This is a genomic window from Clostridium frigoris (assembly GCF_018861865.1).
In the GTDB taxonomy this organism is placed as follows: domain Bacteria; phylum Bacillota; class Clostridia; order Clostridiales; family Clostridiaceae; genus Clostridium_AD; species Clostridium_AD frigoris.
In genome coordinates, this window is the sequence record NZ_JAHLDV010000002.1 from 145,362 (window position 1) to 159,854 (window position 14,493).

Here is a 14,493-nt window from a genome sequence, read left to right on the forward strand (position 1 = left end):
ATAGGTTACGATTGTTTAATATATTAATTAAAATAAAACCAAAAAAGGGGTATGAAAATATGAGTTCTTCATCAAGTTCATCTAACGGTAATCATTATAGAAGAGGAAATAATGGAAGTAATCACTATCAGAAAAAAGGGTTTTTAGGAAACTTATTTAACATGAGTGGTTCGAGAAGTGGATCTAATCGCAACTATAATAACAATAATAACTATGAAAATAGGGATTTGCCTATTAATAATCAACCTATACAGAATCAAAATATTATAATTTGTAAGAAGTGTAATGCTCAAATACCAACTGGCTCAAAATTTTGTTTAGAATGTGGAGAAAAGGTTAACAATGTATTGTTTTGTAAGGAATGTGGGGAGAAACTACCTGCAAATGCAAAATTTTGTCTTAAATGTGGAAAAGGAATAAACGAGTAGAAGTATGTGGCCATTTAACCGCAAAATATATTTTGGGAAGCAAGTTGGGGAATATATCATTGAAAAACCAATTGGTGAAGGAAGATATGGAGTATGTTTTCTTGCAAAAACAGATACTTACCATAAGGTCGTTATTAAAAAATTTAAAAACAGAATTTTTAAAAGAAAGATAGATAGTAATGTGTATGAAGCGGTTATACTATCAAAACTTAGCGATAATGGAATACCAGAGTTATTAGGAGTTATAAATCAAAAGGGTTGTTATGCATTTGTTTTGGAATTTAAAAATGGATTCACTGTAGAGGATCTTCTTTTTAAATATAAGTACAAATTTACTAATAAAGAATTTTTTAATATAGGGGTTAAGCTGATTAAACTTATAAAATATATTCATGAAAATGGTGTAGTTCATAGGGATATAAGAATACCAAATGTTATGATAGATAAAGGAGAAGTATATCTTATTGACTTTGGTTTGGCGAGATGGGCAGATAACAATAAATATCCTTATGATTTAGATTTTTCTTATTTAGGTGAGTTTTTACTGTATTTACTTTACTCTTCATTTGAAACAAAAGAAAAACATAAAAAATTACCATGGTATAAAGAATTAAATTTAACCGATAAGCAAAACTTGTTTTTAAAGAAATTGTTAGGACTTGAGCAAGTTTATGAAAATGTTGAGGATATTAAAATCGATTTTATAAAAGTATTTGGAGTTTAAACTAGTATTATAATATTTTCAATAAAGTATTTATTGCTTAAGTTATTAATAAAAAAGACGAAATATTAAGAGGTTACAAAGGGGGGGAGTTATATTATGCAAACAAGAGCTTTGTTTGAACTTTTAGGTTGGGTGACAGTTATATGTTTTGGTATAGCAATTTTAAATTATTTCGTTAAGGTTATTAATAAGAGATATATTAGTAAACTTGGAAAAGAAAAAAAGCAAATGATTGATCTATATAGAAAATTAATGAAATTAATTATTAAATATCATAAGTTGGCAGGTACAATAGCAATATTTACTGTATTGACTCATTTTATCATTGCTTTTTCATCAGGTAGAATTAGTATAACTGGAATAGTTGCAGCATCATTTATGGTCATCATATTCTTTTTAGGTGTCTATGGTGCATTTATAAATAAAAATCGTAAAGGAATGTGGCTTAAAGTTCATCGCACTATGGCATTTGTTTTATTATTAGCTGTAGTTATTCATATTATATAAATATTATTCATATATCATAGTATTAAAAAATAATTACTAAGGAGAATATAAATTTGAAAGACAAGTTAGATAAAAGATATCTTAAGTGTGTATTGTATGTTGCCCTAGGTGCAACCCTAATATTTATAAGTTATAATGTAGTCTTTAATTTTAAAACATTACTTACTAATGCCATTGGTATAATAAGGGCTATTGTTTCAATTATATCGCCACTTATTGTTGGTTGTATAATTGCGTATCTACTATTTCCGTTATCAAAGATTATAAATGCTTTTTTAGTTAAGTCTCTAAAACTTAAATATAAGCCATATTTGATAAGCATTTTGCTAACATATCTAGTAGTGATTTTATTAGTTGTTATACTTATTTATAGTATATATGCAATGATTGGTGGACAAATTAGTAGCAATCAAACATTATCGGTTATGTTTGCAACTATTGCTGATTATATAAAACGATATAATGAATTTTTTGATTATATTAATAGAAAAATTACCCAGAGTGGTCTTTCACTTGATATAAAAGGCTATTTATCTCAAGCTATAACGCAAGTATATTCTTATTTATCGGTTTCAATAAATAGCATAATTATGCTATTTGCAGGTATAGGTAATATCCTTGTAAATAGTTTTATTGGTTTATTCATTTCTTTTTATTTATTAAAAGACCATAATTTTTTTAAGAAGCTTTATATAAATTCCATGGGACTTATAATGAGGGAAAGAAAGTTTAATAGTCTTAATAAAACTATATTTGAAATTAATGATATTATATCTAGCTTTATAAGAGGGCAACTGCTTGATGGCTTAATAGTTGGATTAATTAGTAGTATTGGACTGTCCATTATAGGACTTGATTTTGCTTTTCTTATAGGGTTAACTGCAGGTATTGCTAATATTATACCTTATGTAGGTCCACTAATTGGTTGTATTCCAGCCATTATTATTGGTCTTCTTAGTCCAAATCCAATTATGGCTTTATGGGCAGTTCTTCTACTACTTGCAGTTCAGCAACTTGATAGCGCTGTTATATCACCAAAGGTTGTAGGAGACAGTATGGGACTTCATCCAATATTCGTAATTATGGCAATAACCATAGGGGGTTCAATAGCAGGCATAATTGGAATGCTTTTATCTGTGCCTATTGCTGGTATAATAAAATTATTCTTAATAAAGATTATATCAAAACGCACAGGGGATGGTAGCACTCCATATAATTAGAGGCTAAAGCACTAATATCCTATTTTTATAAATAAAGAAGGAATATTTAGAATATTGTAGAATGTTATATTATAATGTGTTATTTTTAATGAGTTGATTAATAGATTTATTTTATAATAAGTAAACGGATTAACGTGAAGGAGAAAAAAATGGAAAAAGACAAGAAAATTGCAGTTTTGATTGATGCTGATAATGTATCTGATAAATATATAAAGTATATAATTGATGAAATTTCAAATCATGGAACGCCTACGTATAAAAGAATATATGGGGATTGGACTAAACCTCAATTAGCTTCATGGAAAAATGTATTACTTAATTATTCTATAAGCCCAATACAACAATATAGTTATACTACAGGTAAAAATTCAACAGATGCAGCACTTATAATAGATGCTATGGATATACTCTATTCAAATAATGTTGATGGATTTTGTATAGTATCTAGTGATAGTGATTTTACTAAACTAGCAGCTAGGCTTCGGGAAGCTGGGATGTATGTTATTGGTATGGGAGAAAAAAAGACCCCAACACCGTTCATATCTGCTTGTGAAAAGTTTAAGTATCTTGAAGTATTAGCATCTATGGCACCAAAACATACTGAGGTTCCTAGTACTAAGGGAACACAAGCTCAAGAAGAATCTAAGGGTGGTATGATAAGCTCAATTAAATTAGTAGAGGCTATTAAAACTATTATAACTGAGATTTCAGATGAAGATGGTTGGGCGTTTTTAGGAGAACTAGGTAGTACACTTAATAAGAGATATCCAGATTTTGATACTAGAAATTATGGTTATACAAAACTTACACCGTTTGTTGCATCTTTAAATATTTTTGAGATTAGGTCAACAAAAACTAGCAATCCAAGTATAAGTCTTAAATATATTAGAAACAAAGAGTAATATAGTATTATGTAACCCTAAAATAGGTTTTTATTGACAAGTACAGATATTTTTAATATAATTAAATTGTTAAAAGGGAGTAGTTATAACAATAAAGTCAACATACTGGTGCATATAACACCTGGCTTTATGACCTTAAAGGTAACGAGACTTTTAGCATAATTCTTTTGAATTATGCTAAGGGTCTCTTTTTTTATTTTACAAATAGCGGGAGGATTTTATGAAAGCATTTAAAGAAGGAGTTAAACAAACACTTGAGAGATTAGGGACAAACCCACAAGAGTGACTAACGCAGGGCCAGGTAAAAATTAATGCAGAAAAATACGGTGTAAATGAATTCTATTACAGATTATTATTACACAATTTGGTGGAGAATTTTTCAAAACAACGCCACTTAATTTTTAAATGTGGATAAAGATAGGCTGTCTTGTATTTTCAGTAATAGTTGCTTCAGAAATATTTAAAGCTATATTAAGAACTTTTACAAAAGAGAAGATTATTAATGTGGCAGATACATATAATAGAGCTAGTTAGAAAGTTGAAATTTAATAGGGGGTAATTGATAATGAATAAAAAAATGCCAGTATTATTTATTGGGCACGGAAGTCCTATGAATGCAGTATTAAATAATGAATATACAGAGGCTATACGTCAATCAACTCAAAATATACCTAGGCCAGAAGCAATTTTAGTAATCTCTGCTCATTGGGAGACGGAAGGTACATTTATTACATCATCAGATTCGCCTGAGCAAATCTATGATTTTTATGGTTTTCCAGATGAACTATATAATCTTAAATATAATCCTACTGGATCAAAAAAATATGCACAGATGGTAGCTAGGGAACTTAAAGATTCGTATGTGATGCTAACAGAGAAGTGGGGATTGGATCATGGTGCTTGGTCAGTACTATCGCATATGTATCCTAAGGCGGGTATACCAGTATTTCAAATGAGTCTGAATAAATTAGGAGATGAACAGTATCATTATGATCTTGGTAGAAAACTTTCTAAACTTCGTGAAAAAGGAATTTTAATAATAGGAAGTGGAGATATTGTGCATAATTTAAGAGTAATGGACTATGATATGAATGCAACTCCATTTGAATGGGCGTCTGAATTTGATAATTATATTTGTGATGCTATTGTAAATAGAAAGCATGATAATATTATAAATTATCAAAAAACGGGAAAAAGTTTCAAACTAGCTGTACCTACAAAGGAACACTATTTACCATTACTCTATATAGCTGGAATACAGGATGAAGAAGATGAAGTTAAGTTTATATATAAGGGTATACAACATAGGTCTATGTCTATGACAAGTATAAAAATAGGATAAAAGCAAGGGGAAAAATACAAATAACTTGTTTGGTAACCATTCTTTTAAATAAGGTGGTTATTTTTTTATATTATTATAGAATAAAGTTTATAATTAGGAAGATTTATGATATAATGTAAGTTGAATTATTTTTAGGTAATTAACCTCTTGTAAATATTTAAAATCGTAAATATACGGCTAAATAGACAACAATAATATCAGATTTTTGTAATAGTATATAAATCTAGGAGTGGAAAATATGGAAGAAAAATATAATAATTTAAAAATTGCAGAACGAGGTGCTCGTATAAGTATTCTTGCTTATATAGCACTCGCCGCACTAAAGCTCGGAATTGGATATTTATCTAATTCAAAGGGTCTAGCAGCAGATGGACTAAACAACACAACGGATATAGTTTCTTCACTAGCTGTATTAATTGGATTGAAAATATCCAGAAAACCTGCTGATGATGATCATCTTTATGGCCATTTTAGAGCGGAAACTATGGCATCACTTATTGCCTCCTTAATTATGATAGCGGTAGGTCTGAATGTTTTATATAATGCGGTCAACTCTATTATCTTTTTTAAAGCCCAGGTACCAGACTTAAAGGCAGCTTTGGTTGGTATTGTTTGTGCTGTAGCAATATATTTTGTCTACCGTTATAATAAAAAAATTGCCATTCAAATAAATAGTTCAGGACTTATGGCTGCAGCTAAAGATAATCTTTCAGATGCCTGGGTTGGTATAGGTACATCTGTAGGCATTATTGCTTCTCAATTTGGATTGCCTTGGGTAGATCCATTGGCTGCAGTTTTAGTTGGCATATTAATTGTAAAGACTGGTTGGGATATTTTTAGGGAGGCAACACTTAACTTAACAGATGGTTTCGATAAGAAACAATTAGATAATATAACTGAATGCATAAATGAGGTTTCAAGAGTTAGAAAGGTTAAGGACGTCAGGGCTCGAGTTAATGGAAATAATATTTTTCTTGATATAATAGTAGTAGTTAGTGCAGAATTAAGTGTAGTTGAAGGTCACAATATCACGGAAGAAATTGAAGGAAAATTGAGAATCGAACTTAATATTACTGAAGCAGTGGTACATGTAGAACCAGAAATTAAATTAGCTAAAATGGTGTAGAATAAAATCTACACCATTTTTATACAATGTTTAAAATTATAGGGAAAAGATTTCATAAAATGTGTCCTCATCATATTGGAATATTTTGGGTATATATGTTGGAGGATGTAGTATCTTTTGTTGACTGTCCAAATGAGAAATGTAAAATCAATGATAAAAGGTATGAAACTAACAGAATTACTAAAAGAAGCTCAATAAATTGGTTAAGTTGGTATCCAGTAAATATATATAATGTTATAATCAAACAAATGAAAACAGAATATTTCGCCAAAAGGTGTAAAAATTATGTGACATTATGCAAAAAACGAGTATAATTAATTCAATACTAATTTACAATGGTAATATAGTTATAAAATAAGTTCAAGTATGGTATAAGCTAATGGACTTTTTTATAAAAGGTAATATAGGGTTGCCTTCTATAAGTTGTAATTCATAACTTTTTAAATTAAGACAGTAGGGGGTAAAAATTATGCAAGTTAAAGTTTCAAAATTTGGTGGGAGTTCACTATGTGATAGCAAACAATTTAAAAAAGTAAAAGACATTGTTTTATCAGATGATATGAGGTGTTATATCGTACCCTCAGCTCCAGGCAAGAGAAGTAAAAGTGATTATAAAATTACAGATCTTTTGTATTTATGTCACCAACATGTGGAAAAATCGCTTCCATTTGATGAATTATTCAAATTAATTGAAGAAAGATATATTAGTTTGTGTAGTGAATTAAAACTTTCAATTAATATGTTAGAATATTTAAGAGTCCTTAAGAAAAAAATAACTGATGGTGCTTCGGAAGATTTTGTTGCAAGCAGGGGAGAATATTTAAATGCTTTAATGCTTGCTGAGTATTTGGGGTATGAATTTGTTGATGCTGCTGAGATTATTGTTTTTACAAAAAGTGGACGATTAGATGAAAAAGCAACATACGCTGCTATAAATATTAGATTATCAAAAGTTAAGAAAGCTGTAATACCAGGATTTTATGGTGCTTCTTATGATGGAAAAATAAGAACCTTTTCAAGAGGAGGTTCTGATATTACCGGGGCAATAATTGCTAAGGGTGTGGGAGCAGCTGTTTATGAAAACTGGACTGATGTGTCAGGGTTCTTAATGGCGGATCCGAGAATTGTTAATAATCCTAAACCTATTAAAGAGGTAACATATAAAGAACTTAGGGAATTATCATATATGGGTGCACATGTTTTTCATGAAGAAGCAGTTTTCCCTGTTAAGAATGAGGGAATTCCGATAAATATAAAAAACACTAATAAGCCAGAAGAAAAGGGAACATTTATTTTAAATGATAAAATAGAAGCGAAATCTGGTAATATTACAGGGATAGCAGGAAAAAAAGATTTTACAGTAATTAATATAGAGAAGACGCTTATGGACAAAGATATAGGATACTGTAGAAGGGTTCTCACGGTTCTTGAAAGTAATGGTGTAGCATTTGAGCATATGCCATCAGGTATAGATTCAATTTCATTAGTAATTGATGATTCTGAACTAGAAAATAAAACTGATAAAATATTAGAAGAAATTGAAAAACAATGTAATCCAGATTCTTTAATAGTACATCCTAATATGGCATTAATAGCTGTTGTTGGAGAAGGAATGATAAAAACCAGGGGGATATCTGCCAGAGTATTTAGTGCATTAGCAAAAGGTAATATAAACATAAGAATGATAAATCAAGGTTCGAGTGAGCTTAGCATAATTGTTGGCGTAGAAAACGAAGATTTTGAAAGTGCAATAAAGTCAGTGTATAAGGCATTCGAAAATAAAAGTATTTAATGGAAAAATTATATTGAAGGAGGAAATTAATATGGAAAAGGTAAAAATAGCAATTTTAGGCTTTGGAAATGTTGGAACAGGAGTATGGAAGATATTACAAGAAAACCGGAAAGAAATAATGAAACGTTCAAACTATGACATCGAGGTAGCTAAAATACTGGTAAATGACATAAGTAAAAAGAGAGAAATCGAACTGCCTAAGGGCGTTTTAACAAATAGTATTGATGATATTATTAATGACGATAGTATAAAAATTGTAGTTGAGCTTATTGGTGGAAGAGATGAAGCCAAGGAATATATGATAAGGGCTATGAAAGCTCAAAAACATATTGTAACCGCAAATAAATTAGTTATTGCAAACTGGGGCGAAGAGTTATTTAAGATAGCGGAAGAAGAAAACATTCTGTTTTATTATGAGGCAAGCGTGGCTGGTGGAATACCAATAATACGAGAGATTAATGAGAGTCTTACAGCTAATAGAATTGAACAGATAATTGGAATTATAAATGGAACAACTAATTATATATTAAGTAAAATGACAATTGATGGTATTAGTTTTGAAGAGGCATTAAAAGAGGCTCAAGAAAAGGGGTATGCAGAGGCAGATCCAACATCTGACGTTGATGGTTTTGATGCTGTATATAAGCTTGCTATAATGGCCTCACTAGCGTTTGGAACTAAGGTTGATCATGATTGTATTTATAGGGAAGGTATAAGAAATATAAGTGCTGTAGATATAGAATATGCGCAAAAGTTTGGTTATACAATAAAACTTTTAGCAATAGCAAAGGAAGATAATAATAAGTTAGAGCTTAGAGTACATCCAACATTAATACCATCTAACCACCCAATGGCAAATGTAAATGATGCATTTAATGCAATTCTAATAAAAGGAAATGCAGTTGGCGAACTAATGTTGTATGGAAAAGGAGCAGGAGATTTGCCAACTGGGAGTGCTGTTGTAGGTGATATAATATCTATACTTCGAAATAATGTTAAGCCTTCTGATTTAAAGGCTATAAGTGGTGAGGAAGATTTTAAAGAAGTAAAAAACTCGGATGAAAATGAATCAGAATTTTATATAAGGCTTAACGTTAAAGATAGGGCAGGAGTTTTAGGGGATACGGCAAAAATATTTGGAAAAAATAATGTTAGCATCACATCCCTTACTCAAGATGTGGTTCATAAAGAATATGTATTATTAGCATTTATTACACATAAAAGTTCAGAAAAAAATATAAGAGAGTCACTTAAGAAAATAGAAGAGCTGGAAAATGTTAATGAAATAGAAAGTATAATAAGAATAGAATCATTTAATTAAATTTCATAAGATGAACAAAAACAACTAACAATTTGTTAGTTGTTTTTGTAAAAAGGAGTATAAATAAATGAAAGACCAAATTATTAAGCAAGTTCAAAATATAAAAGAAAAACTGTGGGAAATAAATGATTACATTTATTATAATCCAGAACTTGGTAATGAAGAATTTAAGGCTATGGAAAAATTAACTTCTCTACTATCTGAATATTCTTTTGAAATTGAAAAGGGAATAGCTAATAGAAAAACAGCATTTAAAGCAGTATATAACAGTAATAGAAAGGGTCCGACTATTGCTTTTTTATGTGAATATGATGCACTGCCAGAAATAGGACATGGGTGTGGGCATGATATGATTGGTACAATTAGTATTGGCGCAGCAATTGGGTTAAGGAAGGTACTAAGAGAAGTAGGCGGCATAATAGAGGTTTATGGAACCCCTGCTGAGGAAACAAATGGTGCGAAAAGTGATATGGTAGAGCAAGGAGTATTTGATAATGTTGATGTTGCTATGATGATGCACCCATATGGAAAAACATGTAGAAGTGGTCCAGCACTCGCAATGGAGGCACTAAAGTTTGAATTTACTGGAAAGTCTAGTCATGCATCAAGTTCGCCTGAAGAAGGAATTAATGCTTTGGATGCCGTTATATTAATGTTTAATGGCGTAAATGCTATAAGGCAACATGTAACGTCTGATGTACGGATACATGGGATTATAAGTGAAGGGGGCATCGCTGCAAACATAGTACCAGGTAGAGCAGTTGCAAAATTTTATGTAAGAGCTCTTAAGAAAAGTTACTTGAGGGAAGTAATTCAAAAGGTAAAAAATATTGCTAGTGGAGCGGCACTTATGACTGGGTCAAGTCTTGAAGTTAGTTTATATGAATCTCCATTTGATGATATGAACACAAATGAAAACCTGTCTGATACATTTAATGATAATTTGAGAAACCTTGGTATAACAGATATTAACCCATCAGAGAATATTGGATCTTTAGATATGGGGAATGTAAGTTATGTTGTTCCTTCAATTCATCCACTACTTGGGATAGGTAACCCAAACTTAAATTTACATACGGAGGAAATGGCTAAAGCGACAATAACTGATAAGGCTCATAATGCCTTAATTATAGGGGCTACTGCACTTGCCCTTACAGGATATGATGTTATTACGAATAGTGAATTACTTTCTAAGATAAAAGAAGAGTTTGTCCAAAGTACAACAGAGCTATAGACAAATTTATACTAATAATTTAAAGTGATACTTTTTAGCATTGAAATTAAAAAATTGATGCTAAGAAGCTTTTTTTTATATTTAAAACTTGAATATTTATTTTAATACAGTATAATAAAGGAAGTGTATAAGTGTATTAATCTTTGGGGGTGGTAATTTGAAGAGAAGCGAAAAAATCTATGAGTATATTTCTGAAAAAACGAAGAAATTTAATTGGGAAAACTTAGAGGAAAAAATCGGTTTTAGCGCATCTGAAATATCTCAGGGTTTAGATATTTTAAGAAATAACGTAAGTATGGAATTAAATGAATTACTTAGGCAAGATAGAATAATAAAAATAAAATCTAGACCTGTGTTATACGTTGATAATGTTTGTTTAGAAAGAATTTTAAATGAAAAGCTTCCAGTTGGACCAATAGAAGTAAAAAATTTAAATGAGTTATTGCTTAAAAAAAATGAAATTAGCCAGGAAGAATGTCCTTTTGATAAATTAATTGGGGCACAAACTAGTCTTAAAAATCAAATCGAACAGGCAAAAGCTGCAATACTTTATCCTCCAAATGGTTTACACACATTAATTGTTGGTCAAACAGGAGTGGGTAAAACCTTGTTTGCAAATATGATGTACAAACAGGCAAAGTATTCAAAAAAATTGGATGAAAAATCACCATTTATAGTATTTAATTGTGCTGATTATTATAACAATCCTCAACTTTTAATCTCACATCTTTTTGGACATATTAAAGGGGCATACACTGGTGCTGATAGCGAAAAAGCCGGAATTGTTGAAAAAGCAGATACCGGTATATTATTTCTAGATGAAATACATAGATTACCACCAGAAGGACAGGAAATGTTGTTTTATTTTATGGATACCGGTATGTTTAATAGATTAGGTGAGACAGAGAGAAACAGAAAATCATGTGTTTTAATAATTGGAGCCACTACGGAGGATCCAAACTCGTCACTACTAAAGACATTTGTAAGAAGAATACCAATAATTATAACTATCCCTAACTTTGATAAAAGGACAGCCAGTGATAAAGTTGATTTTATCAAATTTTTACTAGCCAATGAGGCACATAGAGTAAATAAAGTAATAAAAATTGAAGATGAGGCAGTAAAGGCAATTATTGGAAGTACATCTTATGGGAATATTGGTCAGATGAAATCAAATATTCAACTTATTTGTGCTAAGGGTTTTTTAAATAGTATCAATAATAAGGATTTTATAGAAATAGACTTTAATTCGTTACCTTCAGATATTAAAAGTGGATTATTTTATCTAAGTGGCAAACGTAAAGAAATGGAAGAAATATCTGGCTATTTAGAGTCGCAACTAATAGTTACTCCAGAAGGTCACAGTGTATTAATTGAAAAAGATCCTTATGATCCACCTTTTAATTTATACAAAATAATAGAAGATAAGGCAGCAATTTTAAAAAAAGGAGGTGCAGATGAGGAGTATATAAACAATTTTATTACAACTGATATTAATGTTCATATTAAATCCTTTTATAACAAGGTTAAAAATGATGAGGATGGTAGAAGTAAAATATTAAAAATAGTAGATGAAGATATTCTTGAATTTTCAGAAGAAATAATGGACATGATTGAAAAAAAGCTTGATAAAACACTAACTGATAGATTTTTATATGCGTTAAGTCTACATTTAAGTTCATTTTTAAACAGATTAAGTAATCATCAAAATCTTAAGTATAAAAATATAGAAGGTATAATAGATGATAAACGTACAGAATACAATATTGCAGTAGATGTAAAGGGAATGGTTGAAAAAAAATATAATGTGGTTGTTCCAAAGATTGAAGTTATATATCTTACATTGTTAATCAGTTCTATTACGGAGGAACAAACAAATCAGCATGTAGCAATAATTGTAGCTGCACATGGAAGCAGCACAGCAAGTAGTATGGTTAATGTGGCAAAGCAGCTTCTGGGGGAAGGTGTAATTGAAGCAATAGATATGCCACTCGAAGTTAGTCCTACTAAAACTTTAGATGAAGTTATTGAGAAGGTTAGGGAAATAGATATGGGTAAGGGTGTTCTATTACTTGTGGATATGGGTTCACTTGTTAATTTTGAGTCTATAATAATGGAAAAAACAGATATAAAGGTTAGGACACTAGATATGGTTACCACCTCATTGGTATTAGAAGCCATAAGGAAAGCAACTATTTTAGATATGAGTTTAGATGCCTTATATAATTCTTTAAGGCAATTTAGAGGGTATTCAAAGATTGCGGAAGAAGAGAAAGTTATTAATGAAGATGATGCAAATAAGAAAAAGGCAATAATAACAATATGTTCCACAGGTGAGGGGACTGCAGTAAAGCTAAAAGGACTTGTTCAAAACATTGTTAGAAGCACAGATGAAAAAGAAATTGAAATTTTACCAATAAGCATAAAAGACATAAAAAGGGAAATGATAAAGATAAAAAACAATTATAATATTATAGCTTCTGTTGGTATAATAAACCCTAAAATTGAAGCTCCATTTATCTCCCTTGAAGAGTTAATTAGTGGTAATGGTGAAAATATTTTAATGAGTATAATACAGAAAAAAAGCTTTAAAATTGAAAAAGGCCATGAAAATATAGTAGTTAAGGATCTATGCGAAGACAGTTTAAATCAATTTTTAACTTATTTAAACCCTTCTAAAATAATAAGTGTATTGTATCAATTTGTGAATATTTTAGAAGAAAACACAGAAATAAGCTTTAACAATGCAACAAAAATAAGAATAATGGTGCATGTAGGTTGTGCACTAGAGAGAATGATAATAAAGGATGGGTTAAAGTACAAGAGGGAAAAAGCTAAGCTAAATTCACACTTGGTAGAGATTATTATAGAAGCAAATAAAGTATTTAAAGACGCAATAAATATAAGTTTAACAGAAGATGAAATATTATTTTTAGCAGAAATGATAGAATAGAAGATAATATGCTGATACACTTCTCTTTTAACACACTTTTTTATCAACGGAAAATTAAAGTTAGTATTAAAACTATAGAAGAAGTGTATTAATATAAAGGAATTAAAAAAAATTTAAAAAAAATGGCTATTTTAAAAGATTTAACGACATTTCAGAAGGAAAGTTTCCCACTTCTTCAAGGGCGGAGTTAACTGCCTTATCAAGAACAAAACTTCAGTGGTAGTATAAATCTCCTTCTGAAGTCGTTGATATTGCAGCTCCGCAGGAGATGATTTAACACAAATATAAAAAACAATACACTATTTTGGCACGACAATTGCTATATTTAATAGTATGACAACTTAGGTGAAATTGCTGATGAGGGGATGATTTATAATGAATATAGTGCTTGCAAGAATTGATGACAGATTAATACATGGTCAAGTAGCAACAATTTGGTCAAAAGACACAAAGTGTCAAAGAATTATTGTATGCAATGATGATGTAAAAAAGGACTTAATTAGAAAGACACTTTTGGAGCAAGCTACACCTCCAGGAATTAAATCAAGTGTTGTAGGAATTGATGAGGCAATAAGAGCTTATAATATTCCGAAATACAAAGATGATAGAGTGCTATTTCTATTCACTAATCCAACTGATGTTGTAAGAATGGTTGAAGGTGGAGTAGCCATAAAGAGTGTAAATATTGGTGGTATGTCATTTAAAGTAGGAAAGAAACAAATAACTAGTGTAGTATCAGTTGATGAAACAGATATTGAAGCTTTCAAAAAATTAAATGAAAAAGGAATTGAACTGGAAATAAGAAAAATTTCTTCAGATTCAAAAGTAGATTTAATGTCAAAATTATAGATTTTATGGGTTTTATTTGTAATCGTTACGATTGCTTGTGATGAGCTCCAAATAAAATTGTTAAAATAATCATAATTATTAATTTTGGTTACAGG

At 30.1% G+C, this 14,493-nt stretch carries 14 protein-coding genes; all 14 read left to right on the top strand.

Annotation, left to right across the window (positions count from 1 at the left end; translation table 11 throughout):
• The first annotated feature begins 59 nt into the window (after positions 1–59).
• Positions 60–428 carry a zinc ribbon domain-containing protein gene (locus KPL37_RS01605; protein ID WP_216145503.1) on the top strand — a complete coding sequence of 123 codons (369 nt, stop codon included), beginning with the start codon at positions 60–62 and terminating at the stop codon, positions 426–428.
• 4 nt (positions 429–432) lie between these two features.
• Positions 433–1,152, top strand: a complete 720-nt coding sequence (locus KPL37_RS01610; RefSeq protein WP_216145504.1) for a protein kinase family protein — start codon at positions 433–435, stop codon at positions 1,150–1,152.
• 96 nt (positions 1,153–1,248) lie between these two features.
• Positions 1,249–1,659 carry a hypothetical protein gene (locus tag KPL37_RS01615; RefSeq protein WP_246578086.1) on the top strand — a complete coding sequence of 137 codons (411 nt, stop codon included), beginning with the start codon at positions 1,249–1,251 and terminating at the stop codon, positions 1,657–1,659.
• A gap of 53 nt (positions 1,660–1,712) precedes the next feature.
• Positions 1,713–2,879 (top strand): AI-2E family transporter, encoded by a 1,167-nt coding sequence (locus tag KPL37_RS01620; protein ID WP_216145505.1) that lies wholly within the window; start codon positions 1,713–1,715, stop codon positions 2,877–2,879.
• 149 nt (positions 2,880–3,028) lie between these two features.
• Positions 3,029–3,781: an NYN domain-containing protein gene (locus tag KPL37_RS01625; RefSeq protein WP_216145507.1), complete on the top strand. Its 753-nt coding sequence runs from the start codon at positions 3,029–3,031 to the stop codon at positions 3,779–3,781.
• Between the two features lie 405 nt (positions 3,782–4,186).
• A complete protein-coding gene (locus tag KPL37_RS20025) occupies positions 4,187–4,315 on the top strand; it encodes a hypothetical protein (protein WP_281418611.1) in 129 nt (42 codons plus the stop codon).
• Between the two features lie 31 nt (positions 4,316–4,346).
• The gene (gene ygiD / locus KPL37_RS01630; protein ID WP_216145509.1) at positions 4,347–5,123 is read left to right on the top strand and encodes a 4,5-DOPA-extradiol-dioxygenase; all 777 of its coding nucleotides are present in this window, start codon (positions 4,347–4,349) and stop codon (positions 5,121–5,123) included.
• 238 nt (positions 5,124–5,361) lie between these two features.
• The gene (locus tag KPL37_RS01635) at positions 5,362–6,249 is read left to right on the top strand and encodes a cation diffusion facilitator family transporter (RefSeq protein ID WP_216145511.1); all 888 of its coding nucleotides are present in this window, start codon (positions 5,362–5,364) and stop codon (positions 6,247–6,249) included.
• Positions 6,250–6,275: 26 nt separating this feature from the next.
• A complete protein-coding gene (locus KPL37_RS01640) occupies positions 6,276–6,563 on the top strand; it encodes a DUF3793 family protein (RefSeq protein ID WP_216145513.1) in 288 nt (95 codons plus the stop codon).
• A gap of 155 nt (positions 6,564–6,718) precedes the next feature.
• Positions 6,719–8,041 carry an aspartate kinase gene (locus KPL37_RS01645; RefSeq protein ID WP_246578087.1) on the top strand — a complete coding sequence of 441 codons (1,323 nt, stop codon included), beginning with the start codon at positions 6,719–6,721 and terminating at the stop codon, positions 8,039–8,041.
• A 31-nt stretch (positions 8,042–8,072) separates the two neighbouring features.
• Positions 8,073–9,362, top strand: coding sequence for a homoserine dehydrogenase (locus KPL37_RS01650; protein ID WP_216145515.1), 1,290 nt, complete (start codon positions 8,073–8,075; stop codon positions 9,360–9,362).
• A 67-nt stretch (positions 9,363–9,429) separates the two neighbouring features.
• The gene (locus KPL37_RS01655; RefSeq protein ID WP_216145517.1) at positions 9,430–10,596 is read left to right on the top strand and encodes a M20 family metallopeptidase; all 1,167 of its coding nucleotides are present in this window, start codon (positions 9,430–9,432) and stop codon (positions 10,594–10,596) included.
• A gap of 157 nt (positions 10,597–10,753) precedes the next feature.
• Positions 10,754–13,549, top strand: coding sequence for a sigma-54-dependent transcriptional regulator (locus KPL37_RS01660; protein ID WP_216145519.1), 2,796 nt, complete (start codon positions 10,754–10,756; stop codon positions 13,547–13,549).
• A gap of 375 nt (positions 13,550–13,924) precedes the next feature.
• A complete protein-coding gene (locus tag KPL37_RS01665) occupies positions 13,925–14,398 on the top strand; it encodes a mannose/fructose/sorbose PTS transporter subunit IIB (RefSeq protein ID WP_216145521.1) in 474 nt (157 codons plus the stop codon).
• Positions 14,399–14,493: the final 95 nt, after the last annotated feature.

Bases quoted from the DNA above. Each gene is read 5' to 3' on its own strand.
- KPL37_RS01605 (WP_216145503.1), top strand. From the start codon at position 60: ATGAGTTCTTCATCAAGTTCATCTAACGGTAATCATTATAGAAGAGGA.
- KPL37_RS01610 (WP_216145504.1), top strand. From the start codon at position 433: ATGTGGCCATTTAACCGCAAAATATATTTTGGGAAGCAAGTTGGGGAA.
- KPL37_RS01615 (WP_246578086.1), top strand. From the start codon at position 1,249: ATGCAAACAAGAGCTTTGTTTGAACTTTTAGGTTGGGTGACAGTTATA.
- KPL37_RS01625 (WP_216145507.1), top strand. From the start codon at position 3,029: ATGGAAAAAGACAAGAAAATTGCAGTTTTGATTGATGCTGATAATGTA.
- KPL37_RS20025 (WP_281418611.1), top strand. From the start codon at position 4,187: ATGTGGATAAAGATAGGCTGTCTTGTATTTTCAGTAATAGTTGCTTCA.
- ygiD (WP_216145509.1), top strand. From the start codon at position 4,347: ATGAATAAAAAAATGCCAGTATTATTTATTGGGCACGGAAGTCCTATG.
- KPL37_RS01635 (WP_216145511.1), top strand. From the start codon at position 5,362: ATGGAAGAAAAATATAATAATTTAAAAATTGCAGAACGAGGTGCTCGT.
- KPL37_RS01640 (WP_216145513.1), top strand. From the start codon at position 6,276: ATGTTTAAAATTATAGGGAAAAGATTTCATAAAATGTGTCCTCATCAT.
- KPL37_RS01645 (WP_246578087.1), top strand. From the start codon at position 6,719: ATGCAAGTTAAAGTTTCAAAATTTGGTGGGAGTTCACTATGTGATAGC.
- KPL37_RS01650 (WP_216145515.1), top strand. From the start codon at position 8,073: ATGGAAAAGGTAAAAATAGCAATTTTAGGCTTTGGAAATGTTGGAACA.
- KPL37_RS01655 (WP_216145517.1), top strand. From the start codon at position 9,430: ATGAAAGACCAAATTATTAAGCAAGTTCAAAATATAAAAGAAAAACTG.
- KPL37_RS01665 (WP_216145521.1), top strand. From the start codon at position 13,925: ATGAATATAGTGCTTGCAAGAATTGATGACAGATTAATACATGGTCAA.